We start from the raw sequence: 23,023 nt of genomic DNA, 5'->3' as shown, positions 1-23,023 counted from the left end.
GTCGGGGCGGCCATCCGAATCGGACGAATTTTCGGAGACACCACGCCATGCGGCTGCTCATCGTCGGACGGCTCTCGGGCGAACTCGTCACCGCCTCGAAGATCGCCATGAGCCGGGGGGCCTCGGTCACCCACGCGGACGGGATCGACCAGGGTCTCGCGGCCCTGCGCGCCAAGGGCGGCGACCTCGTCATGGTCGATGTCGGCCTCGACATCCGCCGCCTGGTGCAGGCGCTCTCCGACGAGCGCATCCGCACGCCGGTGGTGGCCTGCGGCATCGCCTCCGACGCCCGCGCCGCGGTGGCCGCGATCCAGGCGGGCGCCAAGGAGTACATCCCCCTCCCCCCCGATCCGGACCTGATCGCGGCGGTGCTGGAGGCAGTCGCGGCGGACGCCCGCAGCTTCGTCTGGCGCGACCCGTCGATGGAGCGCGTGGTGCGGCTCGCCGAGCAGGTCGCCCGCTCGGAAGCCTCGGTGCTCATCACCGGCGAGAGCGGCACCGGCAAGGAGGTGCTGGCCCGCCACGTCCACGCCAAGTCGAACCGGGCGAACCGTCCCTTCGTCTCGGTCAATTGCGCGGCGATCCCCGAGGCGTTGCTCGAATCCGAGCTGTTCGGCCACGAGAAGGGCGCCTTCACCGGCGCGGTCGCCCGGCGCATCGGCCGGTTCGAGGAGGCCCATGGCGGCACGCTGCTCCTCGACGAGATCTCGGAGATGGACGTGCGGCTGCAATCCAAGCTGCTGCGCGCCCTGCAGGAGCGGGTGATCGACCGCGTCGGCGGCGCCGCACCCGTCAAGGTCGATATCCGCGTGCTCGCCACCTCCAATCGCAACCTCGCCGAGGAGGTGAAGAAGGGCACGTTCCGCGAGGACCTGTTCTACCGCCTCAACGTCGTGCATCTGCGCCTGCCGCCGCTGCGCGAGCGGTTGGCCGACATCCTCGAACTCACCGCCCACTTCGCCCGCAAATACGCGGAGCTGAACGGACTGCCCCTGCGCCCCCTCGCCCGTGAGGCGCAGGCCCTGGTCGCCCGAAACCCCTGGCCCGGCAACGTGCGCGAGTTGGAGAACACGATCCACCGTGCGGTGCTGCTGGCGCAGGGCGCCGAGATCGGCCCGGAAGCGATCCTGAGCCCGGAGGGCGAAGCGCTCGCCGCGCCGGCCACCGCCTCCGGCCCGGTCGAGCGGGCGGCGAGCGCGGCGGAGGCGGCGACCCGCGGGCTCGTCGGGCGCACCGTGGCGGACGTCGAGCGCGACCTGATCCTCGACACCCTCGACCATTGCCTGGGCAACCGCACGCACGCCGCGCGCATCCTCGGCATCTCGATCCGAACCTTACGCAACAAGCTCAACGAGTATGTCGAGGCGGGCCTGCAGGTGGCCGAGCCCGGCGGCGTGCGGGCGGTCGCGGCCTACGGCTGAGACGCTGCTCGTCTGAACGAAGCGAGCGGCTGCGGGGAGGCGGGTGGTCCCCTCACCGCTTCTTGGCGAACTGCGCCTCGTACTCGGCGTTCTGCGCCGCGCGCGCCTGCTCGATCTTGCGCAGGGTGAGGAAGCGGACGATGTCGAACTCGACGTCGCGGATCGTCTCCTCGATCAGGTGTCGCTGGAGCAGGATGCGGGGATCGTCCCCGGCGAGGCTCTCGCGATCCTGAAGCCGCTGCACCGCCTGCCGCACCACGGTGTAGACCTGCTCACGCTCCTCCCGGCTCATGGACGGGCTGACGGCGCGGGCGATGAGGTCGGTGAAATCCGCCATGGAAGCTGTTCGGAGAATCCCGTTCGATGAGAGCCGCTTGCCTGCCGCCGCTCAGAGCCGGTTGTCGTTGACCGCCGCGGCCACGAGCGAGACCGAACTCCACAGGACGGTGAAGCAGAACAAGGCCGCGAACAGGGCGTAGTAGGGGGCCGGGTATTCCGAGTAGGTCGGCAGCAGCGGCGGCACGAAGGTCGCCAGATAGATCTGCTGCTTGGCCGCCGCGATCCGGGCGCGGTCGAGGATCAGCTGCATCGAGGCGTTGAGCTTCTCCGCCACCGTCTGCTCGACCATCAGGCTCTCGTATTCGAGCAGCGCCTGGGTGAGATTGTGCTCGGAATTCGAGACGATGCCGTCGGTGGTGAGGCGGCTCTGCAGGTCCTTGATCTGCCCGTCCAGCGCGCCGACGGTGGCCACGAGAACCTGGATGCCGCGGCTCTTCTCGTCGAGCTTGGAGTCGCGCAGGACGCGCAGGTCGTTCTCCGCCTTGATCTTGTCCTTGCGCAGGAGCTCGATCGTGGTCACGGCGGCCTCGGCCGATTTCACCGGATCGATGATGCCCCAGCGGTTGCGGAACTCCTGCAGCGCGATCCGCGCCTGCTTGAGCCGCTGGGCGGTCTGCTCCACTTCCTTCTTCGCGTTCGTGATCATGTCCTCCTGGGCACGGCGCGAGATGCCGTTGACCAGGGTTTCGGACCGGGTGATCACCTCCTGCGAGATGGCAACCGCATCCTCGGGCCTGAAGGCGCGCACCTTCAGGTGGATCACGCCCGAGATCGCATCGATCTGCGGCACCACGTGCCGGCGCCAGTAGCGCACCAGCTTCTCGACCGGCTGGCCTTCATCGTAGCGCGCCCAGAAATCGATCCCGTCCTGCGAGAACATCTTCGCGACGCCAAGCTTGGCATCGACGGCCTCCACCATCGGCCGGCTGCCGATGTAGTCGCGCAGGATGAAGCTGTCCTGGCTGTTGTGCTTCTGGATCAGGTCGGAGTGCAGGCCAAGCTCGGCGCTGGCCATCGGCTCGACATTGCCGCGCACGGCGAACTGCGACTCGACGACGTATTGCGGCGAGGCGATCACGAAGACGTAGAGGCCGACCACCGCCGTCGGCACCAGCGCGAACAGGCAGTAGCTGCGGAAAAGCCGCTTCACCATCCGCTCGGGTGGCCGCGCCTCCCGCGGCCGCAGGCCGGGCAGCCGGGTCCATTCGAGGGTGCGGCGCGCCCGCGCGACCAGGGCCCCGCCGAGATGCCGCCCCTTGCCAGGCGCGACAGGCTCGATCGTCTCGGCGTTGCGCCGCAGATCCGGCACGGAGCGCCGGGCGAGATCCATAAGCGACTGGACGCTCGGACTCGGCCGCACCCGGGTCGCCTGCTTGACCTCGTCGTCGGAACTCATCGAATGGGGGTCCTCACGGATCCGCGGCCGGAGCGCGCCCGCGTGAAGAGCCTTGTGCCCGGCCCCTGGCGATACGCTCGGGCAAGGCGCATGGGCAAGGCACTTCGGCAACCTCGGGGCGGCATCCTGTCTGGTGGTTCAGGTCACGTTCTTTTCGGCCCTTTTTAAGGCGCGGCGATCCGCCGGGATTGCGCCCCGGGCGGAGGGGCTGCGATACCGCCCCGCGCATCAGGGTGCGGCCCGCATCGATCGGGGCCGGACGGGAGGACATGTGGGACGGCGGCAGGATCCGGGCGGAGCGGCCCGCGGGACCCAGGTTGCGACGGCGCGGGGTGAGCCAACCGGAACCGGAACGACCAAGGTCAGGACGGCGAAGGCGGGCTTCTCGGATCTCGTGCTGGTCTGCCGCAAATGCGCCAAGCGCCAGGGCGTGGACCGCAAGCAGATCGGCCGTGCCATCAAGCGGGCGCTCAAGCAGGGGGCACACGACAGCGGCTCGGGCAAGGGGGCAGGCAAGGGTGCCGGCAAGGTCCGGCTGCTGGAGACGGGCTGTCTCGGGCCCTGCCCCAAGCGGATGCTGACTCTGGCCACTCCGGATTCCCTGGCCCGCCGCCGTGTCATCCTCGTCGATCCGGCGCTCAGGTCCCTCGCCCACGAGGCGCTCGTCCTCGCGCCCCTGCCCTCACCTGCCGCGGTCCGCGCCGCGCCGGCCGATGCGAGCCCGGAGATCCCGGCCGATGGAGCAGGGAATGGCTGAGGCACCCGCTCGCCGTAAACAAGGGTGCGACGAGCACCCCGCCGAACGGCCGCTGCCGCGGCGCCTCCTGCGCGGGCTGCTGCGCCGATTGCCGCTCATCGGCACCCTGGTCGGATTGGGATTGGGCGTCTGGCTCGTCACCACCAACGACCTCGCGGCGATCGGGTCGGCCTTCGGGCGGATCGGTCCGGCGGGACTGGCCGCCATCGTGGGGGTGCGGGCCGTCATCGTGCTGCTGTGCGGCCTCGCCTGGGCGAGCGTGCTGGCCGGCATTCCGCCCTCCGGCCGTCCCCGGACGGGGGTCTCGGCCGAGCGCCCCGCCGAGCCTCCTGTTGAAACCGGCGCCTTCGTGATCCTGCGCTTCGTGCGGGAGGGCGTGAACGTGCTCCTGCCGGTCGCCTCGGTGGGCGGCGAGGTGGTAGGCGGGCGCCTTCTGACCTTCTGGGGCGTCACGGGCAGCCTCGCGGCGGCCTCGCTGTTGGCCGACATGCTGATCCAGGTCGCGACACAGGTAGCCTTCACCGTGCTCGGCGCTGCCCTGCTCTGGCGACTGCCGGGGGAGGCCGCCGCCACGCTGGCGTGGTGGACGACGCAGGCCGCCGCGGTCGCGGTGGCGGCGGTCGGCGCCTTCTTCGCCTTGCAGACCTTGGGCGCGGCACGGGGGCTGGAGCGACGCCTCGCCGGTCTCGGGCGCCGCTTCCTGCGCTCGGCGACCCCGGAGGGGGCGAAGCCGGGAGCGGGAGCGGCGGGGATCCTCTCGGTGCAGGAGGCCCTCGACGCGGTCTGGGCGCGGGGCCGCCGCGGGCGCATCGCCCAGTCGGTCGCCCTGCACGCCGTGGCCTGGGGTCTCGGAGCGGCCGAGATCTGGATCGTGCTCGCCTGCATCGGGGTCGAGGTGAGTCTGACCGAGGTGCTGGTGCTGGAATCGCTGTCTCAGGCGATCAAGTCGGCGGCCTTCGCCGTCCCGAGCGGACTCGGCGTGCAGGAGGGCGGCTTCGTGGTGGTGGGCGCCCTGTTCGGACTCGACGCGGGCACCGCCATCGCCCTGTCGCTCGCCAAGCGCGTCCCCGACGTGGTGCTCGGCCTGCCCTCGCTGATCGTCTGGCAGACCCTGGAGGCGAAGCGGGCGCAGGTTCTGGCACCGCGCTGAGTCGAAGGTTTCGAAAGGACGAGTCCTTGTCATAGGGTCCAGGGCAGAGCCCTGGAGAAGCTCCGCCGCTCAGCCCTCACCCGACACGAGCCACCCGCGCATCGCCTCGAACGTCGCGATGCCGGCGGCGAAGGCTGCGGCGGCTTGCGCCTCCGGCAGACCATCCAGGCGCTCGCGGAACTCTCGCCAGAGTGGCCCGGTCGCCCGGCCGCGGCCGGCATAATAGGCCAGCGGCACGCCCTCCCCGTGCAGGCGGGCGACGTGGCGGCCGATGACGCCGCCGCCGAGGGTCGAGCCCTCCAGCACGTAGAGCGCGCCGAGCGCCGCGCCCGGTCCTTCGAGGCGGGGCGCGGTGGGCGCGGGCAGGGTACCCGGCACCGCTCCGCCGAGGGCGTGCAGATCCGCATCGAGGGCCGGGAGCCGCCGCCGAGGATCGAAGAAGGGTGCGTCCGCGAGCGCGGCCCCGATCGCCGGCTCGTAGGCGGCGTGGAAGCCGCGTAGCCGGACCAACAGAGTCCGATACCCGGCGAGCGTCGCCACGCGCGCCTCCCAGTCGAGGTCGCGCTCCAGCGCTTCATGCGCCGCGGCCGTGGCCTCTCGCAGGCGGGCGTGCAGGCTGTCGCTCAAGGAAGGCTCAGGCGTGGCAGAGTTCAAGCGTGGACGGTGAAGCAGGCGCCGTCGGTATTCTCGACGTCGAGGCGGGCGCCGATCTGGTCGAGCATGGCCCGGATCAGCTTCATGCCGAGCCCGGTGCCCCGCGCCTTGGCGTTCTCCCAGCCCTGCGGCATGCCCTCGCCGTCGTCGCAAATCTTGAGGCGGACGGCAGCCCCCTCGCCGCCCGCCACGGTGACGCAGATCCGCGCCCCCTTCTCGGGCTTGCCGGCGTATTTGAAGGCGTTGGTGACGAGCTCGGTGGTGATCAGCGAGAGCGCCACCGCGTGCCGGTAGGGCACCATCAGGCCGGGCTCGGCGGTCAGCTCGACGCTGTGCTCGTCGCCGGCCATGCCGGCGAGGTCGCTGCACAGGGTCTGGATGGTCTGGCCGAGATCGACCTGCTCCATGCTCTCGCCCTGATACAGGCTGTCATGCACCCGCGCCACGCTCATCACCCGGGCCGAAGTCTCGGAGAAGGCCTGCCGCGCCTCCGGATCGGCGATCTGGCGGCGCTGCATGTGCAGGAAGGCCGTCACGATCTGGAGCGAGTTCTTGACCCGGTGGTCGATCTCGCGGGTGAGCAGATCCTTCTGCTCCAGCAGCCGCTCCTTATCGGCCAAGAGCCCCGTCAGCTCGTCGATCTTGCGGCGCTGGCGCAGAACCACGCCGTCCACCGCGTCGGCGAGTTGGGCGGCGAGCGCCACCTTCCACGTCGCCCAGGGCGCGGAATGCCCGCGCCGCTCCTCGATCCAGCGCTCGAACGAGCGCCGCGGCAGCACCGCCACCGGGCCGCTGCCGGGCAGGACGGGTTTGCGGGGATCGCCGCCCCAGGTCACGGTGCTCGGCATCTCCGGCTTGACCCAGAACAGGAGATGCTGGCGCGAGGTGCCGACGAAGGCCGCGAGCAGGCCGCTGGCGATCTCCGTGTATTCCGCGGCCGGCGCGTGATGCAGCACCAGCGTGTCGGTGACGAAGGTGGTCTCGCCGGGAGGCAGGCTCTGCCGCAGCCAGTCGACGAGCGCCCGAACCTTCGCCTCCGTCGGCGTGGTGCCGACGAGGCAGACGGCCTCGTCCGAGACGATGCCCGCGCCCGTCGCGCCGAACAGGTCGAGCAGGGTCGGGTTGCCCTGGGTCAGGGAGGTGACGAAATCGTCGGAACGGGTGAGCCCACGCACCAGCCGGCCCTGCACGTCGAGATGGCGCTGCCGCTCGCTCCACAGCGCCTTGCCCTCGATCTCCTGCACCCGCATGGCGAAGGCGTCGGTGAGCACGGTGGCCGCGGCGCGGGTTTCCGGCGCGACGTAGTGCGGCCGGCGGTGATGGCCGATCATCAGGCCCCAGAGACGGTTCTCGACCATGATCGAGATCGACATCGAGCCGTCGACGCCGAGGTTGCGCTGATATTCGAGGTGGATCGGCGAGAGGGTGCGGTTCTGCGCGAAGGTGAGGTCGATCGGCGCGTTGCCGGCAGAGCGGTCGGCGACCAGCGGCACGGGCACGCAGTCCCGGTCGATCACGAAGCGGCTCTTGGCCTTGGTGTAGAGGGCGCGGGCCTGGGCCGGGATATCGGAGGCCGGAAAGCGCAAGCCGATCAGCGGGCGCTGCCAATCCGGCACCATGTCCTCGGCGATGGCCTCGCCGTTCCACTCCGCGTCGAAGCGGTAGACGAGCACGGATTCGAATCCGGTCATGGCGCGGATTTCAAGGGCGGCGATCTGTGCCGCCTCGGTCAGGGTCTCGGCGGCGCGCAGCCGCATCATGGCGAGCTCGGTGTCGAGCGGGCTCGCGGTGAGAAAGTCCTCGGGCCGCTCCGGCGCCAGTTCGAGTTCGACGATGATCCGGCCGAGATGGGCGTGCGCCACGAGGTGGAATCGCTCCTCTCGCGGCGGAAGGGTGAGCATGCGGCGCAGGAGCCGCCCATCGGTCAGGGTGTGGGCGGCGAGTCCGTCGCGGATCGCGGAGACGATCGCGCCCGGCAGCACCGCCTCCAGATTGAGACCGCTGGGCGGGAATTGGTCGGGCGCCAGCACGTCGGCGGCGTTGGCGCTGAAGGCCAGGATTTCGAGGGTCGCGGCATCGGCAGCGAGCATCACGGCGTTCGGCTGGATCGAGCCGGGGATGTGGATCGGCTCGCGCTCGCACAGGCTCGGATCGACCGGCTCGGCGCGGCTGCGCTGGGTGATCGCGGCGAGAACGGCTTCGCGTGACGGGCCGGCGGCGATCTGCTCCAGCGGGCTGATCGTCAGCCACGTGCACCCGTTCGCGCCGGATTGCAGGCCGATGCGTGCCCGCAACGGGGCCGGGATGCGTCCGAACACGAACTCGAAGGCCTGACCGGTCAGGTTCCTGCGCTGGCTGGCAAGAAAGCGGCCGTAGAAGCCGGGCACGTGGGCGCTCGGCAGGAGATCGCGGAAGAAGTTGCGCCCGATCATCGCGTCGGGCGGCAAGCCGCACAGCGTTCCCGCCGCGCGATTGCAGGCGAGCACCTTTCCGGTGGCATCGAGAGCGAGAATACCCGCGCCGAACGCATCCCGCTGCTCGGGAGTCAGCGCATCGAGATCGACCGGAAAGTCGATCGGACCCCCATTGGGCCCCTCGGCGTGCATCTGCGACGGATCGACCATTACGGCAGCCGGTATGCCTGCCGCGCTCCGCTTACGCAATGCCAGGGCGGCCTCAGCCACACGTTTGGGCTCATCGAGACGTTGCACCAAGTGTTTGATAAGCCCAGGCTTTGTCTGAAATCATACAGACTCCGCGACACAGTGCGTGGGCCGAGCCGAGCCGCCGATGACCGAGGCGCACCCCAACCGGGAAACCCGCCGCATCACAAGGTTGAACGGCCAACCTCATCGATCGGCGAGTTCGGAGAGAGCGGTAGCGAGCCCCTCCTCCAGGGTCGGGTGGTAGAACGGGCGGTCGCGCAGGCGCCGCACGTCGAGCCCGTCCTGCACCGCGTAGGCGAGGAGGTGGCCGAGATGCTCCACCTCCGGGCCGATCAGCTCGGCCGCGGCGAGGCACCCGTCGTCCCCCGCATAGAGGCGGATGCCACCCTGCGCGCGGTCCATCACCTGGGCCCGGCCCTGGTCGCAGAAATCGGCGCGGCCGATGCGGTAGTCCGCCTCCGGATCGAAGCCACCGCCGATCACGGCGATCTGCGGATCGCTGAACACCATGGCGAGCGCCACCCAGCGCTCCGGCCGTGCGGCGGCCTCCCCTCGCGCGAGCCGCGCGGCGTTACGCCCGGCGATGCGGCCCTGACGGCTCGCCTCGTGCAGCACCGGGCGGTCGGCATTGGCGTCGCCTGCGATCAGGATCGGCGCGCCCTCGCAGGCCAGCGAGTGGAGATCGTGGACCGGGCCGCCCTCGTCGTTCAGGGTCACACCGGTCTGCTCCAGGCCGATCCCGGCGACGTTCGGGGGACGGCCGGCGGCAGCGAGCACCCGATCGAACGTCCCGTCCCCCTGACCACCGGCTCCGTTCCAGCCGAGGTGTGCGCCCTCTTCGCCGGCCGCGCCGCTCTCGACCTTCGCGCCGAGATGGAGGTCGAAGGACTGCGAAAAAATCTCGCGGGCAGCCCGCTTCAGGTCGGGGTCGCTCAGGCCCCCGAGACTGTCGCCGGGATCGAACACGCTGGTGGCCACGCCGAGCCGGGCCATGGCCTGCGCGAGTTCCAACCCGACCGGGCCGGCCCCGAGCACGGCGAGCGAGGCGGGCAGGTCCTCGATCTCGAACACGGTATCGGTGGTGAGAACCCGGTGGCCGAGCCCCTGCAGCGGCTCGGGGACGCTCGGGCTGGAGCCGGTCGCCAGCACCGCGGCCTTGAAGCGCAGGCGGGTGTGATCGTCGATGCGCAGGCAATCCGGCCCCTCGAACACCGCCCGGCCGTGCAGGCGCGTCTCCTGTGGCAGCCCGTCGAGTCCCTCGAGAACGGAACCCACGAAGCGGTCGCGCAAGGCCCGTATCCGGGCCAGCATCGCCGGGCCGTCGACCTGCACCTCGCCGACGCGGATCCCGAGCCGGTGCGCCGCGCGGGCCTCCTGCGCCGCCTCGGCCGCGGTGATCAGCAGCTTCGAGGGCATGCAGCCGACCCGGGCGCAGGTGGTGCCGCCGGGACCCTGCTCGATCAGCACGGCCCGGGCGCCCGCATCGAGGGCGGCCCGGTGCGCGGCGATGCCGGCGGTGCCGGCGCCGATCACCGCCACGTCGCAGAACAATTCCCGCATCGCTCAGGCCGCCATGGTGAGGACGGCGCCGCCATCGACGCGCAGGTTCTCACCCGTAATGAAGCTCGCCTGCTCGGAGCACAGGAAGGCCACCGCGGACGCGACCTCCTCCGCCCGACCGCGACGCTTGGCGACGATGCCGGGCCGCTTTTCTTCCAAGAAGCTCTCGATCGCCTCCTCGAAGGAGACGCCGAGTTCCTCCGCGCGCTTCTCCATCATCGCGTCGGTCATCGGCGTGGCGACGAAAGCGGGCGCCACCGAGTTCACGAGCACGCCGTCCGGCCCGTAGGCCTTGGACAGGCCCTTGGTCAGATTCATCAACCCGGCCTTGGCAGCGCAATAGGGCAGTTCCTCGACATAGGGCTGCACCGCGTCCTCGGAGGTGAAGAAGACGATCCGGCCCCATTTCTGCTGGCGCATTCCCGGGATGAAGGCGCGGGCGACCCGCACCGCCGCCATCAGATCGGCCTGGATCGTCGAGAGCCAAGCCTCGTCGTCGATCTCCAGGAAGTCGCCGGTGGCCCCGGTGACGCCGGCGGCGTTGACGAGGATCGTGGGCCGCTCGCCGAAGGCCGTCTCCGCGAAATCGCGCAGCTTGCGCGCGCCCGCCTCCGTCGTGAGGTCGGCTTGGCACGCCTTCACCGGGCCGAGAGCGGCGAGCCGCCCAGCCGCTTCCTGCAACTCCTTCTCCTTCAGGTCGGACAGGACGACCTTCACGCCCTCGCGCAGCAGATACTCCGCGCTCGCGTAGCCCATGCCGGAATCGCCGCCGGTGATCACCGCGACGCGACCGCTGATGCCGAGATCCATCAATCGACCTTTTCGGTTATCGGCGGCCGGTTCGACCGTTCCGTACCGGCGCGGGCTACCCTTTGATAAAGCCGCGGGCCAACGGAGGGCGCTGTGGATCGTTCCAGTGCGGCGCCGGGCTGCGGCGATCCGACCGCTGACCTGACGGGATGGGAGGCAGGCGTCACACGTCGCCGAATCCTTCGCGGAATCCGTCGCGGAAGAGCCTTTTCGCGCAAAAACACTTTGCCCAGGGCGCCGCTGCGCGGCACCCTCCACGCCTCGACGGCTTTGAAACGAAGGGAAAAGTGACGATGAGCGGGACCGACGCGACGCAGCCGGGGCCGGCCGTTCCTCCCAGGGGCGGCGTGGTCGCCTACCTCACCCTCGACGGCGCCCTGCGCGCGGCGGCATTCTACCAAAAGGCCTTCGGTGCCGAGATCCTGGCCTCGATCCCCCCGGACGAGAAGGGGCGGACCATGCACGTTCACTTGGTCGTGAACGGCACGTCGGTGATGCTCTCCGACGCCTTTCCCGAACACGGCCATCCGCTCCGGGCGCCGCAGGCCTTCAGCCTGCTCCTGCCGGTCGACGACATCGCCGCGTGGTGGGACCAGGCCGTCGCGGCGGGCGCCGAGGTGGTGATGCCCTATCAGGAAATGTTCTGGGGCGACGTCTACGGACAGCTCCGCGATCCGTTCGGCGTGATCTGGGCGATGAACCAGCCGAAGCGCGCCGCCTGATCCGATTCGGGAGACATGCCGGGAGACAGATCATGAGCGATGCCGACGATCCGCGCGACCTCGTTCTCACGCGCCTGATCCCGGCCCCGCGCCGGGCGCTGTGGCGGGCCTGGACCGAGCCTGAGCTGTTGAAGCGCTGGTTCGCGCCGAAACCCTACACGACACCGGTCGCCGAACTCGATGTCCGGCCGGGCGGGTCGAATCTCATCGTGATGCGCAGCCCCGAGGGGCAGGACCTGCCCAATCGGGGCGTCTACCTCGAGGTGGTGCCCGACACGCGCCTCGTCGTCACCGACGCCTACACCTCGGCCTGGGTGCCGTCCGAGAAACCATTCCTGACGGTCATCCTCTCCTTCGCCGACGAGGCCGGCGGCACCCGCTACACGGCGCGCGCCCGCCACTGGACGCTGGAGGACCGCCAAGCGCACGAGGCGATGGGTTTCGAGCAGGGCTGGGGAATCTGCGCGGATCAGCTCACCGAGGTGGTGAAGGGGTTGAGCTGACGGCTTCCAGAAACCCTCCCCCCTCTGCGGGGGGAGGGATCGAACTCGTATCGTCAGGCCGCCTCGCCTAGGCACCACGCCAGGATGCCCTTCTGCGCGTGCAGACGGTTCTCGGCCTCATCGAACACCACCGATTGCGGACCGTCGATCACCTCGGCCGTGACCTCCTCGCCGCGATGGGCCGGCAGGCAGTGCATGAAGATCGCGTCCTTGGCGGCGGCCGCCATCAGCTTCGCGTCCACACGGTAGGGCGAGAGCAGGTTGTGGCGGAAATGCTCGTCGTCGTCGCCCATGGAGACCCAACAATCGGTCACCACGGCGTCGGCGCCCTCGACCGCCGCGTAGGCGTCGGTGGTGGCGTTGACGCGCGCGCCCTCGCGCTCGGCCCAGGCGACGAGGGCCGGCGGCATCGCCAGCTCGTTCGGGGCGGCGACGTTGAGGGTGAAGTCGAAGCGGGCGGCGGCGTGGACCCAGCTCGCCAGCACGTTGTTGGCGTCGCCCGACCACGCGACGGTACGGCCCTTGATCGGCCCGCGGTGCTCCTCGAAGGTCATCACGTCGGCCATGATCTGGCACGGATGCGAGGCCTTGGTCAGCGCGTTGATGACCGGCACCTCGGCATGTTCAGCGAGTTCCATCACCAAGCCGTGGTCGAGGGTCCGGATCACGATCGCGTCGACGAAGCGCGACAGCACGCGGGCGGTGTCGGACACCGTCTCGCCGCGGCCGAGCTGCATCTCCTTGCCGGTCAGCATCAGGGTGTCGCCGCCGAGCTCGCGCATCGCCACGTCGAAGGAGACGCGGGTGCGGGTCGAGGGCCGGTCGAACACCATCGCCAGCATCTTGCCGGTGAGCGGTCGCTCCGCCGCGCGCTGGCCCTTCACCCGCGCCCGCTTCATCGCGGCGGAGGCGTCGAGGACGCCGCGCAGGGTCTGCGCAGAAAAGTCCTTCAGGTCGAGGAAATGGCGGACATGCGGGCCGCTGCCGTTCAGGGTCGTGGTCATCTCAAATTCATCGCTCGCGGCACCGCCCTCAGGCGGCCCCGCGCATCTGCGCCTCCAAATCGGTCGCCGCGGCCTCGAGCCGGGCCACGGCCTCATCCACCTCCGCCTCGCCGATGATCAGCGGCGGCAGCAGGCGGACCACGTTGTCGCCGGCCGGGATCACCAGGAGGTGCCGGGCGCGGGCGGCCGCGGCGAACTCGGTGTTCGGCAGGTTGAGCTTCAGGCCGCGCATCAGCCCCTGCCCCCGCAACTCGGCGAAGACATGGGGGTGGTGGTCGATCAGCCCGGCGAGCTTCTGCGTCAGCAGAAGGCCCATGCGCTCGACATGCTCCAGGAAGCCCGGCGCCAGCACGATGTCGAGCACGGCGTTGCCCACCGCCATGGCGAGCGGGTTGCCGCCGAAGGTCGTGCCATGGGTGCCGGCCGTCATGCCGCGGGCGGCCTCGCGCGTGGCGAGGCACACGCCGAGCGGGAAGCCGCCGCCGATGCCCTTGGCCGCGCTCATGATGTCGGGGGTGACCCCCGTCCACTCGTGCGCGAAGAACTTTCCGGTGCGGCCGACGCCGGTCTGCACCTCGTCCATGATGAGGAGCAGGCCATGCGCGTCGCAGAGGGAGCGCAGGCGCCGCAGCGTCTCGCCGGAAATGACCCGCAGGCCGCCCTCGCCCTGGATCGGCTCGATCATCAGGGCGGCGGTCTCCGGCCCGATCGCGGCCTCCAAAGCGGCGAAGTCGCCGACGGGCACCTGATCGAAGCCCTCGACCTTCGGGCCGAAGCCCTCGATGTACTTCTGCTGGCCGCCGGCGGCGATGGTCGCGAGCGTGCGGCCGTGGAAGGCGCCTTCAAACGTGACGATGCGGTAGCGCTCGGGATGGCCGGCCGCCGCATGGTACTTGCGCGCCATCTTGATGGCGGCCTCGTTGGCCTCGGCACCGGAATTGGCGAAGAAGGCCACGTCGGCGAAGGTCGCGTCCACGAGCCGCCGGCCCAGGCGCTCCCCTTCCGGGATCTGGAACAGGTTCGAGGTGTGCCAGAGCTTTTGCGCCTGCGCCGTCAGTGCCTCCACGAGATGCGGATGGGCGTGGCCGAGGGCGTTGACGGCGATGCCGGCACCGAAATCGAGGTAGCGGTCGCCGTCCTCGGCGACCAGCCATGCACCCTCGCCTCGCTCGAAGGCGATCGGGGCGCGGGCATAGGTCGGCAGCAGGGCGGAGGTCACGCGGGTCCGTCTCCTCGGGCTCGATCCAGGGAACGCGATGGCTCCCGAAGTCGCCAAAAGAAAGTGCCGCCTCGGGGGACGGGCGGCACGCGCGCGATTACTATGGAAGCGGTCGCGTCTGTCAATCTCGGGCCGAGGTTATCGGGCCGAGGCGGGCCTCATCCGGACGCTGTCAGGGTTCACACCCAGGGGCCACACTCAAGGGCCTCTCCCGGGTGTCACGCACGCTGCAGCCGCGCCGCCTCGGTCGGCGAGCGCCCGATTACCTTGCGGAAGGTCCGCCCCATCCGCCGCGCATCGGGAAAGCCCGCGCGCTTGGCCGCCTCGCCGAGAGAAACCGTCCCGGAGCGGATCAGCGATTGGGCCAGGGTCACGCGCTCGCGCAGGACATATTGATAGGGGGTCACGCCGAAGCTGCCCTTGAAGGCCCGCACGAAGTAGCCCTCGCTGAGGCCCGCCGCCTCCGCCATCTCCCGCAGGGACAGGGGCGCATCGATCCGCTCGGCGACGAGGTCGCGCACCCGCCGCGCCTGCCGAGCCGTGAGGGCCGCACTCCGGCGCGGGCCGGGCGACACCAGCGCGCCGGAGGCGCGCAGCACCGCCAGCGCCACGCTGTCCACCAGGAGTGCATCCGCGGCGGTGTCGTGCCCGCCCGCCTCCTGTCCGAGGGCGGCAAGCAGGTGGAACACGGACATCCGTTCGGACAGGTCGCTGGTGAGCGTCGGGATCTCGGCCTGGGAGAGCGGTGCCTCGATCATCCGCTCGACCGCCGCCGGCATGTAGGCGAGATAGCGCCCGCGGCAGGGGCCGCTCCAGCGCGTGCTGCCGACATAGCTGGGGCCGCGCAGGACAAAGGCGTCGCCGTCCCGCTCGTCCGGCACCGCCCCGTCGCAGAAGGTCAGTCGGGTCCGCCGGACGCTGTGACGGTCCTCTGGACCAGCGGCATGCCAAGTGCCATGCCAAGTGTCGTGACAGGTGTCTTGCCAAGTGTCTTGCCAAGTGCCGACGAGGAGCCCGTCCACGCGGTGGGTGCTGTGTCCCGCGGACTCGTAGGCGAAGTCGAGAAAGGCGATACCGTCGAGGCCGCTTGCCGGGATCTGGCCGAAGATCTGGTCGGGCGGGGCGGAGAGTTCGCCCTGCACGGAGGCGTTGACGAACGGAACGCTCATCGGCCGCTTGGCTCTCCCGGTCTGTGCCGCTTTCGACGCGGCGCGTTTTCTGTCCCCACCGTATCGCCCGGTCGCTCAGGTCGGCGGCCGGATGGTGAACGGTCATGCTTGCGTTCAAATCGGCAGAACGACGTGTCGGGCGGTCGCGTTCCTTCCCCGGTCACGCGACGCGTCGCATGGCGCGTCAGTTCGCGCACGGCCGACGCGGCCCGAAAGCGCGCAGGACCAATGGGCCCCGCGGAAGCGGCGGGGTCGACCGCTTCCGCAGGGCAGCCAGCCCCGGTACGAGGCTGACCAGACAGGCGCGTTCGGAGGCTACTTGCCGAGGACGCCGCCGAGCAGGCCGCCCACCGCGCCGAGGACGGTGTCGAGCGTGCCGCCGACGAGGCCGCCCACCTGATCGATCGTGCCGGAGACGGCGCCGAGTTCCTGGCTGAGATCGAGTTCCACGCCGACGCCGAGAGACAGACCGCCGCCGACCTGATCCAGCTCCGCAGCGTTCAGCTCGCGGATGGTGTCAATGTTCTGCTGCATGGTTTTCTCCTTAGTCCGTAGAATACTGGAAGATCGTTCTGTATTTATGTCTTCCCGTGGAATAAGAGCGGCGTTGCTGCGCTGCTCTGCTGGACAAGGTACGGATATTATTCCGGCAGGCAACCCGGCTTGCGCTCGAAGCCCGGAATGGATTCGAACGGGAACGCAGGGATGGACAAATCTTGCCCCTCAAAATCACCACCGCTGGTCGTGAATGCGTCGCGTCGGTTGCGTGCGGGCAGCCTTGGTCCTTCATCCTACGCCTTCGGGCGGTCATCCGGGACATACAGAACCGGATGCCCGAGCGGCCTGCGGTCGGGGAACAAAAATTGACCTGCCCTGCCCGGCAGGGCCGCCCCCACCGCTCGGCCGGGTAAAAAGTTGAAATCACTACGGATTACGACATTTGTGCGTCAGAATATCGCACCCTGTCGCGCTGTCGCAGGCCGAGTTGCCGCTTGGGAGAAGGCTCGCTTGAGGGAGATTTGGCCGTGAACGCGCCGCTGTTTCGTCAAGAGGTCGTCGAAGCGCGGCGGAGCGCTTGGCTGGGTGAGGCGCAGGTGGTGCAGCCGCTCTCCGTTCGCGTCGTGGTCGGCCTCTGCCTCGTCTTCGTTGCCCTGGTCGGGCTCTACGCCTGGCTCGGCAGCTACACGCGCCGGGTCCACGCGAACGGTCTGCTCGCGCCCGATATCGGGCTCATCACCGTGGCGAGCCCGCTGGCGGGTCGGGTCAGTGCGTCGGGGGTCAAGGAGGGCGACCGAGTCGAGCGCGGCCAGCTCCTCTTCACCATCGATCTCGACGCCGTCTCCGCGAGCGGCCCGACCCAGGAGCGGGTGATCGCCCAGCTCGGCCGCCAGCGGGAGAGCGTCGAGCGCCAGCGCGCCGCCCGCGCCGCCATGGCCGAGGCCGAGAAGGAGGGGCTGAAGGAGCAGATCGCCAATCTGGAGGCCCAGCGCGCCAAGATCGACGAGCAGCTCGCACTGCAGGAGAAGCTCGTGCCCCCGCTCAAGGCCCGGGCCGACGAACTCGCCGACCTCGTGACCCGGGGTTTTGCCCGCGCGGCCGACTTCCAAAGCCAGAACTACCTCTACCTCCAGGCGACCTCGCAGCTCGCGCAGTTCCGTCAGGGCGGGCTCCAGGTCGAGGGCAAGCTCGGGGATCTCAAGGCCAAGCTCGCGACCTTCGACGAGACGCTGGCGCGCGATCTGGCCGAACTCGACCGCAGCGCCGCGCAGCTCGAACAGCAGCGGGCCGAGAGCGAGGCGCGCCGGGCCATCGAGGTGCGCGCACCGGAGCGCGGCATTCTCACCTCGATCCGGGCGCAAGCCGGTCAGACCGTGGCGGCGGGCGCGAGCCTGCTCACCCTGCTGCCGAGCGAGGGTCGGCTCCAGGCCAACCTGTTCGTCGATTCCTCGGCCATCGGCTTCATCGAGCCCGGCGCCAGCGTGATGCTGCGCTACGCCGCCTTCCCGTTCCAGCGCTTCGGCCTGCACCGGGGCACAGTGACGGAGGTGACCCGCGCGCCGCTCGAAGGCGACGGCGGCGCCCAGTCCGAGGCGGCGCGGGACGCGGCCAAGAGTGCAGGGAACGGCGGCGTCTACCGCATCATCGTGCGGCCGGATGCCGACAGCGTGACGGCCTACGGCGAGCAGCGCCGGCTGGAGGCCGGGATGCGGGTCGAGGCCGATATCGCGCTGGAGAAGCGCCCGCTCTACCGCTGGCTCCTCGACCCCCTCTATCACGTCAAGCGCAGCGTCGATCTCGTCACGGAAGGAGGGGAGCGTTGAGTCTGCTGTCGGATCTTCAGTTCGGTTTTCGGCGGCGCCTGCCGGTCGTGCTCCAGGCCGAGGCCGCCGAGTGCGGCATGGCTTGCCTCGCCATGGTGCTGGGCTACCACGGCCGCCAAGTCGATCTCGGCACGCTGCGCGCCCGCCACGCCCTCTCGCTCAAGGGCATGACGCTGCGAAACCTCATGGACCTTTCAGGGACGATGGGGCTCACGACGCGGGCGCTCAGGGTGGAACTGCCCGATCTCGGCCGCCTGCGCCTGCCCTGCATCCTGCACTGGGGGCTCAACCATTTCGTCGTGCTGGCGCGTGTCGGGCGCCGGGAGATCGTGATCCACGATCCCGCCCGCGGCCGCCGCACCCTGAGCCTTGCGGAAGCCTCGCGCGAGTTCACCGGCGTGGCCCTGGAGGTGGCGCCGAACCAGAGCTTCGTGCGTGAAAAGGCGATTCAGGGCCTCGCGCTCTCCGACTTGTTCCGGGGGATGGCCGGCATTCGCTCGGCCATGGCGCAGATCCTGGTCCTGTCGCTCGGGATCGAACTCGTCGCGATCCTGATGCCGATCGCCTCGCAGATCGTCATCGACGAGGTGATCGTGAACGGCGACCTCGACCTGCTGCTCGTCGTGGCCCTCGGCCTCGCCCTGCTGCTCGTGCTGCAACTGGGCCTCGGCGTCGCCCGAAGCTGGGCGATCATGCTCACGGGAACGGGGCTGAACTACCAGTGGTCGGGCTCGCTGTTCGATCACCTCTCCCGGCTGCCGCTCGACTATTTCCAGAAGCGGCATGTCGGCGACGTGATCTCCCGCTTCGGCACGCTGGCCACGATCCAGAAGGGCATCACGACCGACCTCGTCCAGGCCCTGCTCGACGGGCTGATGTCGGTCGGCATGCTGATCATGCTGTTCCTCTACGGCGGCTGGCTCGCCCTCGTGGCGCTGGCCGCCACCGCCCTCAACGCCGCCATGCGGATCGCCGCCTACAAGGCCTATCGAGAGGGCACCGAGGAAGCGATCGTCGCGGAAGCGCGCCAGCAGAGCCACTTCATCGAGACCGTGCGCGGCATGGCGAGCGTCAAGCTCCTGAACCTGCGCGAGCGCCGCCGCGGCACCTGGATGAACCAGTTCGTCCAGGCGCTGAACGCGCGGCTGCGGTTGCAGCGACTCGACCTCGTGTTCGGGCGCGGCAACGAGTTCCTGTTCGGCGCCGACCGGCTGATCCTGCTGGTGCTTGGCGCCCGGGCCGTGATCGACCAGTCGATGACGCTCGGCATGCTGGTCGCCTTCCTCGCCTATCGCGACCAGTTCTCGACCCGCATCGGCAACCTGATCCAGTCGGGCTTCCAGCTCCGGATGCTCAACGTGCAGACCGACCGCCTCTCGGACATCGTCATGACCGAGCCCGAGGAGGCCGCCGCGCCGATGCCCGCCACGGTGAAGCCGGTCGAGGCCCCTGCCCTCCTCTCCTCCGGGGAGCATCCGCGGGTGCGCGGCGCCGCCTTGCGCGCCGTCGGCCTGTCCCTGCGCTACGGCGACGACGAGCCCTGGGTGTTCCGCGCGCTCGGCCTGGAGGTGCCGCCGGGCCTGAGTCTGGCCATCACCGGCCCCTCGGGCTGCGGCAAGAGTTCGGTGATGAAGATCCTGATGGGCCTTCTGCCGCCCAGCGAAGGCGCGGTGCTGGTCGACGGGCGCGACATCCGCTCCGGCGGGCTCGCCGCCTACCGTGCCCGCATCGCCGGCGTGATGCAGGATGACGGGCTGTTCGCCGGCTCGATCGCAGAGAACATCGCCTGTTTCGACGAGCGGCCCGATCCAGGCTGGATCCGTGAATGCGCCGCCCGCGCGGCGATCCTCGACGACATCGTCCGCACACCGATGGGCTTCGAGACGCTGGTCGGCGACATGGGCTCGACGCTCTCGGGCGGCCAGCGCCAGCGGGTGATCCTCGCCCGCGCCCTCTACCGGCGCCCGGAGATCCTGTTTCTCGACGAGGCGACGAGCGCGCTCGACGAGCCGACCGAGGCGGTGATCGCCGCGGCCCTGCGCGACCTGAAGATGACGCGGGTCATCGTCGCCCACCGCCCGGCCACCGTGGCCCATGCCGACCTGCGCTACGATTTTTCCGCCGACGCAAAACGGGTGGTGGCGCAGGTGACGGAGACCGCCGGTTGAAGGCGGCCGCGCCGCCCTCCCCCCTTGCGGATCGCCCCGCGCCCGTGTTCAGAGCCCCGCAGCATCATGCGGGAGACGGCGATGAACTCGGTCAAGGAACGTCTGGAAGCGCTCGGCCTGAAGCTGCCGAAGGCGGCGGCCCCGGTCGCGAACTACGTGCCCTATCTCCGCACCGGCAACCTCGTCGTCATCTCCGGCCAGATCTGCTTCGGGCCGGACGGCACCCTCGACCCGGCCCACAAGGGCAAGCTCGGCGCCGAGGTGTCGGCCGAGCAGGGTGTCGCGGCGGCCCGGCTCTGCGCGCTCAACGTGCTCGCTCAGGTTCAGGCGGCGGTGGGCGACCTCGACCACGGCGTCGTGCAATGCGTGCGGCTCGGCGGCTTCATCAACGCGGTCCCGACCTTTGCCGGTCTTGCCCCGATCATGAACGGTGCCTCCGACCTGATGGTCGCGATCCTGGGCGACCGCGGCCGCCACGCCCGCTCGACGGTGGGCGTCGCCGAGCTTCCCCTCGACGCGGCGGTCGAGGTCGAGGCGATGTTCGAGGTCGCGTGAGCGGGACGATGGATCGGGCGCCGGACTGGCTCACCGCCCGTCCGATCGCCCATCGCGGCCTGCACGACCGCGCCGCCGGCATCCCGGAGAACACGCTGGCGGCGGCCGAGGCCGCGGTCGCGGGAGGCTACGCCATCGAGTGCGACGTGCAGCTCAGCGCCGATGGCGAGGCGATGGTGTTCCACGACGAGGCGCTCGGGCGCCTCACGGAGGCCTCCGAGCCGGTGGAGTCCCGCACGGCGGCGGACCTCGGCACGCTCGCCATCGCCGGCACGGGAGAGCGCATCCCGACCCTGCCGGACTTCCTGGCGAAGGTCGCGGGCCGCGTTCCCGTCATCGTCGAGATCAAGTCGCGCTTCGACGGCGACCGGCGCCTGACCCGCCGCGCCGCCGAGATCGTCGCACGCCTCGACGCGCCGGTGGCCCTGAAATCCTTCGATCCGGGCATCGTCGCCACGCTCGCCGAACTCGCGCCGGATCTGCCCCGCGGCATCGTCGCTGAGGCGAGCCAGGACGATCCGCACTACGCCCTGCTGACCCCCTTGGCGCGGGCCGAATTGTCGGGCCTGCTCCATCTGCACGTGAGCCGCCCGCACTTCCTGTCCTGGCGCGTCGGCGACCTGCCGGGTCCGGTCCCCTATCTCTGCCGCCGGCTCGGGCAAATGCCGGTGATGACCTGGACCGTGCGCACCGAGGCGCAGCGGGCGCTGGCGCGGGAGCATGCGGACCAGATGGTGTTCGAGGGTTTCCGCCCGTAATCGGGGTTTCGAAAGGGCAAGCCCTTTCGCGGGTGCAGGGCCGAACCCTACCCCCTCTCAGGCCGCGCGGACGGTATCGAGGAAGCGGGCAACCTCCGCCGAGAGATGCTCGGACTGGCGCGACAATTCGGTCGCCGAGGCCAGCACCTGGGCCGCCGCCGCGCCGGTCTCGTCCGCCGCGCCCGCGACGCTGGCGATGGTGCGGGTGACGGCCTCCGTCCCGCCCGCCGCCTGGGCGACGTTGCGCACGATCTCCTGCGTCGCCGCCCCCTGCTCCTCGACCGCCGCGGCGATGCCGGTGGCCACGCCGCTGATCTCGCGGATGCGCCCGGCGATGCCGTCGATGGCGCCGACCGCCTGCCCCGTCGCGCCCTGGATGCGCCCGATCTGCCCGGTGATCTCTTCGGTCGCCCGCGCCGTCTGGTTGGCCAGCTCCTTCACTTCCGCCGCGACCACGGCGAAGCCGCGGCCCGCCTCGCCGGCACGCGCCGCCTCGATCGTGGCATTGAGCGCCAGAAGGTTGGTCTGGCCGGCGATGGTCGAGATCATGGCCACCACGTCGCCGATCCGCGCCGCGGCCTCCGAGAGGTCGCGCACAAGGGCCGCCGTCTGACCGGCCTCGGCCACGGCGGCCTGCGCCAGGGAAGCCGAGCCGTCGACCTGCCGGCCGATCTCCTGCACGGAGGCACCGAGCTCCTCGGCCGCAGCGGCCACGGTACCGACATTGGAGGCGGCCTCCTCCGCCGCCGCGGCGACCGTGCCGGATTGGCCAGCGGTCTGGCTGGCATTGGCGGTCAATTGCTGCGCAGTCGCCTGAAGCTCGGTCGCGGCGGCAGTCACGCCGTCGACGATGCCGCCCACGGCGCGCTGGAAGTCGTCGGCCAGAGCGCGCGCGGCGGCACGGCGCTGCGCCTCGGCGCCGGCGCGGGCGGCCTGCGTCTCCTCCTCCAGGGCGCGGGTACGGATCAGGTTGTCCTTGAACACCTGCACCGCCGCGGCCATGGCGCCGATCTCGTCGCCGCGCCCCCGCCCGGGAACGGCGACCGTTGCATCGCCCGCCGCGAGCAAGCCCATCGCCTCGGTCATCCGCGTGATCGGCCGCGAGATCCCGAACCAGCCGAACAGGGCGGCGGCGAGCGCCGAGAGAAGGGTGACGGCCATGGCGATCCAGGCGGTCGTGGCGGCGGAGGCCGCGCTGCCGACCGCACCCTCGACGCTGGTCTTCGCACCCCGCTTGTTGAGGGCGAGGTTTTCCTGCAGTGCCTTGGTCGCGGCCTGCGCCAGGCCCAGCGCCTCGGGCCCGGTGAGGAGGGCGAGCGCCTCCGACTGGCGCCCCTCTCGCATCAGGGCGACAATCGCTTCGACCCGCCCCGTATAGGTCGTCCAGGTCGTGGAGAAGCGCTCGTACAGCGCCCGCTCCTCGGGAGTGGCGATCATCGGCTCGTAGGCACGCCGCAGGGCTTCGAGGGCCGCCTGGCTTGCCCGCACGCTCTTCTCGTTCTCGTCGCGCAGCGCACCGGTCGGCGAGGCGGCGACGTAACGGTAGGTCTTCACCCGCTCGTCGCGGGTCGCAGTGCTGATGTCACCGAGCAGTCCGACCGAAGGCAGCCAATTGTCGGCGATGTCGCGGACTTCGTGGTCGATCGCCGATAGTTTGACGACGCTGAGCCCACCCTGAACCGCAGCAACCACGGCCAGAAGGCTGAACGAGCCCGCCAGGGCCACCTTGAGGGAGACACGCATGTTGGTTCCGGTAGGGTATGAAAACGCTCAGTCCCGCCACCCTGAACCGGAATACTTAAGGTTCTATCGATTTCCGCAGGAAAGTGCACACCGCGACGCGGCACCGGA

20 protein-coding genes are annotated in these 23,023 nt (G+C 70.3%); 9 read left to right on the top strand and 11 right to left on the bottom strand.

Features of this window, described 5'->3' with window-relative positions; translation table 11 throughout:
• Positions 1-47: 47 nt before the first annotated feature.
• The gene (locus FHU13_RS11845; RefSeq protein WP_183436079.1) at positions 48-1,421 is read left to right on the top strand and encodes a sigma-54 interaction domain-containing protein; all 1,374 of its coding nucleotides are present in this window, start codon (positions 48-50) and stop codon (positions 1,419-1,421) included.
• Positions 1,422-1,473: 52 nt separating this feature from the next.
• Here the strand turns inward: FHU13_RS11845 and FHU13_RS11840 are convergent, their stop codons facing one another.
• Both FHU13_RS11840 and FHU13_RS11835 read right to left on the bottom strand, forming a co-directional pair.
• The gene (locus tag FHU13_RS11840) at positions 1,474-1,758 is read right to left on the bottom strand and encodes a hypothetical protein (protein ID WP_183436077.1); all 285 of its coding nucleotides are present in this window, start codon (positions 1,756-1,758) and stop codon (positions 1,474-1,476) included.
• 51 nt (positions 1,759-1,809) lie between these two features.
• On the bottom strand, positions 1,810-3,156 hold the full coding sequence (locus FHU13_RS11835) for a capsule biosynthesis protein (RefSeq protein ID WP_183436075.1): 1,347 nt from the start codon (positions 3,154-3,156) through the stop codon (positions 1,810-1,812).
• 271 nt (positions 3,157-3,427) lie between these two features.
• Here FHU13_RS11835 and FHU13_RS11830 point away from each other — a divergent pair, with 271 nt between their 5' ends.
• Positions 3,428-3,913, top strand: a complete 486-nt coding sequence (locus tag FHU13_RS11830) for a hypothetical protein (RefSeq protein WP_183436074.1) — start codon at positions 3,428-3,430, stop codon at positions 3,911-3,913.
• Positions 3,906-5,063 carry a lysylphosphatidylglycerol synthase domain-containing protein gene (locus FHU13_RS11825; RefSeq protein WP_183436072.1) on the top strand — a complete coding sequence of 386 codons (1,158 nt, stop codon included), beginning with the start codon at positions 3,906-3,908 and terminating at the stop codon, positions 5,061-5,063. Before FHU13_RS11830 ends, FHU13_RS11825 begins: the two co-directional genes overlap by 8 nt.
• Before the next feature lie 69 nt (positions 5,064-5,132).
• Here FHU13_RS11825 and FHU13_RS11820 read toward each other — a convergent pair whose 3' ends face one another.
• The 4 genes from FHU13_RS11820 to FHU13_RS11805 form a co-directional block, all read right to left on the bottom strand.
• Complete coding sequence (locus tag FHU13_RS11820; protein ID WP_183436070.1) at positions 5,133-5,690, bottom strand: biliverdin-producing heme oxygenase; 558 nt, start codon at positions 5,688-5,690, stop codon at positions 5,133-5,135.
• Positions 5,691-5,713: 23 nt separating this feature from the next.
• Positions 5,714-8,341 (bottom strand): histidine kinase dimerization/phosphoacceptor domain -containing protein, encoded by a 2,628-nt coding sequence (locus FHU13_RS11815; protein ID WP_183436069.1) that lies wholly within the window; start codon positions 8,339-8,341, stop codon positions 5,714-5,716.
• 225 nt (positions 8,342-8,566) lie between these two features.
• Entirely contained in the window at positions 8,567-9,943 is a 1,377-nt protein-coding gene (locus FHU13_RS11810) for a dihydrolipoyl dehydrogenase (protein ID WP_183436067.1), read from the bottom strand.
• A gap of 3 nt (positions 9,944-9,946) precedes the next feature.
• The gene (locus FHU13_RS11805) at positions 9,947-10,753 is read right to left on the bottom strand and encodes an SDR family NAD(P)-dependent oxidoreductase (RefSeq protein ID WP_183436065.1); all 807 of its coding nucleotides are present in this window, start codon (positions 10,751-10,753) and stop codon (positions 9,947-9,949) included.
• A 293-nt stretch (positions 10,754-11,046) separates the two neighbouring features.
• On the opposite strand from FHU13_RS11805, the gene FHU13_RS11800 reads away from it, so the two are divergent.
• Positions 11,047-11,475 (top strand): glyoxalase/bleomycin resistance/extradiol dioxygenase family protein, encoded by a 429-nt coding sequence (locus FHU13_RS11800; protein ID WP_183436063.1) that lies wholly within the window; start codon positions 11,047-11,049, stop codon positions 11,473-11,475.
• 32 nt (positions 11,476-11,507) lie between these two features.
• Positions 11,508-11,978 (top strand): SRPBCC family protein, encoded by a 471-nt coding sequence (locus tag FHU13_RS11795; protein ID WP_183436061.1) that lies wholly within the window; start codon positions 11,508-11,510, stop codon positions 11,976-11,978.
• A 53-nt stretch (positions 11,979-12,031) separates the two neighbouring features.
• On the opposite strand, the gene argF is transcribed toward FHU13_RS11795, so the two are convergent.
• From argF to FHU13_RS11775, 4 genes are all read right to left on the bottom strand, one after another.
• Positions 12,032-12,982, bottom strand: a complete 951-nt coding sequence (gene argF, locus FHU13_RS11790) for an ornithine carbamoyltransferase (protein ID WP_183436060.1) — start codon at positions 12,980-12,982, stop codon at positions 12,032-12,034.
• 28 nt (positions 12,983-13,010) lie between these two features.
• Positions 13,011-14,201 carry an aspartate aminotransferase family protein gene (locus tag FHU13_RS11785; protein ID WP_183436058.1) on the bottom strand — a complete coding sequence of 397 codons (1,191 nt, stop codon included), beginning with the start codon at positions 14,199-14,201 and terminating at the stop codon, positions 13,011-13,013.
• Positions 14,202-14,419: 218 nt separating this feature from the next.
• Positions 14,420-15,370 carry a helix-turn-helix domain-containing protein gene (locus FHU13_RS11780; protein ID WP_183436056.1) on the bottom strand — a complete coding sequence of 317 codons (951 nt, stop codon included), beginning with the start codon at positions 15,368-15,370 and terminating at the stop codon, positions 14,420-14,422.
• A 315-nt stretch (positions 15,371-15,685) separates the two neighbouring features.
• On the bottom strand, positions 15,686-15,904 hold the full coding sequence (locus FHU13_RS11775) for a hypothetical protein (protein ID WP_017484092.1): 219 nt from the start codon (positions 15,902-15,904) through the stop codon (positions 15,686-15,688).
• Between the two features lie 491 nt (positions 15,905-16,395).
• Between FHU13_RS11775 and FHU13_RS11770 the strand changes: the two genes are divergently transcribed.
• The 4 genes from FHU13_RS11770 to FHU13_RS11755 all read left to right on the top strand — a co-directional run bounded on the left by FHU13_RS11770 (position 16,396) and on the right by FHU13_RS11755 (position 21,172).
• On the top strand, positions 16,396-17,691 hold the full coding sequence (locus FHU13_RS11770) for an HlyD family secretion protein (RefSeq protein ID WP_183436055.1): 1,296 nt from the start codon (positions 16,396-16,398) through the stop codon (positions 17,689-17,691).
• A complete protein-coding gene (locus tag FHU13_RS11765; protein ID WP_183436054.1) occupies positions 17,688-19,859 on the top strand; it encodes a peptidase domain-containing ABC transporter in 2,172 nt (723 codons plus the stop codon). The genes FHU13_RS11770 and FHU13_RS11765 overlap by 4 nt, the downstream gene beginning before the upstream one ends.
• A gap of 81 nt (positions 19,860-19,940) precedes the next feature.
• On the top strand, positions 19,941-20,414 hold the full coding sequence (locus FHU13_RS11760) for a RidA family protein (protein ID WP_183436053.1): 474 nt from the start codon (positions 19,941-19,943) through the stop codon (positions 20,412-20,414).
• Positions 20,411-21,172: a glycerophosphodiester phosphodiesterase family protein gene (locus FHU13_RS11755; protein WP_183436052.1), complete on the top strand. Its 762-nt coding sequence runs from the start codon at positions 20,411-20,413 to the stop codon at positions 21,170-21,172. Before FHU13_RS11760 ends, FHU13_RS11755 begins: the two co-directional genes overlap by 4 nt.
• Before the next feature lie 57 nt (positions 21,173-21,229).
• On the opposite strand, the gene FHU13_RS11750 is transcribed toward FHU13_RS11755, so the two are convergent.
• Positions 21,230-22,915, bottom strand: coding sequence for a methyl-accepting chemotaxis protein (locus tag FHU13_RS11750; protein WP_183436050.1), 1,686 nt, complete (start codon positions 22,913-22,915; stop codon positions 21,230-21,232).
• Positions 22,916-23,023: the final 108 nt, after the last annotated feature.

It is taken from the genome of Methylobacterium sp. R2-1, assembly GCF_014191355.1.
Classification (GTDB): domain Bacteria; phylum Pseudomonadota; class Alphaproteobacteria; order Rhizobiales; family Beijerinckiaceae; genus Methylobacterium.
Note: the sequence above shows the minus strand (reverse complement) of the source record. Positions and strands in the feature narration are given on the sequence as shown.

Bases quoted from the DNA above. Each gene is read 5' to 3' on its own strand.
- FHU13_RS11810 (WP_183436067.1), bottom strand. From the start codon at position 9,943: ATGCGGGAATTGTTCTGCGACGTGGCGGTGATCGGCGCCGGCACCGCC.
- FHU13_RS11805 (WP_183436065.1), bottom strand. From the start codon at position 10,753: ATGGATCTCGGCATCAGCGGTCGCGTCGCGGTGATCACCGGCGGCGAT.
- FHU13_RS11775 (WP_017484092.1), bottom strand. From the start codon at position 15,904: ATGCAGCAGAACATTGACACCATCCGCGAGCTGAACGCTGCGGAGCTG.
- FHU13_RS11800 (WP_183436063.1), top strand. From the start codon at position 11,047: ATGAGCGGGACCGACGCGACGCAGCCGGGGCCGGCCGTTCCTCCCAGG.
- FHU13_RS11840 (WP_183436077.1), bottom strand. From the start codon at position 1,758: ATGGCGGATTTCACCGACCTCATCGCCCGCGCCGTCAGCCCGTCCATG.
- FHU13_RS11825 (WP_183436072.1), top strand. From the start codon at position 3,906: ATGGCTGAGGCACCCGCTCGCCGTAAACAAGGGTGCGACGAGCACCCC.
- FHU13_RS11750 (WP_183436050.1), bottom strand. From the start codon at position 22,915: ATGCGTGTCTCCCTCAAGGTGGCCCTGGCGGGCTCGTTCAGCCTTCTG.
- FHU13_RS11795 (WP_183436061.1), top strand. From the start codon at position 11,508: ATGAGCGATGCCGACGATCCGCGCGACCTCGTTCTCACGCGCCTGATC.
- FHU13_RS11780 (WP_183436056.1), bottom strand. From the start codon at position 15,370: ATGAGCGTTCCGTTCGTCAACGCCTCCGTGCAGGGCGAACTCTCCGCC.
- FHU13_RS11835 (WP_183436075.1), bottom strand. From the start codon at position 3,156: ATGAGTTCCGACGACGAGGTCAAGCAGGCGACCCGGGTGCGGCCGAGT.
- FHU13_RS11760 (WP_183436053.1), top strand. From the start codon at position 19,941: ATGAACTCGGTCAAGGAACGTCTGGAAGCGCTCGGCCTGAAGCTGCCG.
- FHU13_RS11845 (WP_183436079.1), top strand. From the start codon at position 48: ATGCGGCTGCTCATCGTCGGACGGCTCTCGGGCGAACTCGTCACCGCC.
- FHU13_RS11815 (WP_183436069.1), bottom strand. From the start codon at position 8,341: ATGGTCGATCCGTCGCAGATGCACGCCGAGGGGCCCAATGGGGGTCCG.
- argF (WP_183436060.1), bottom strand. From the start codon at position 12,982: ATGACCACGACCCTGAACGGCAGCGGCCCGCATGTCCGCCATTTCCTC.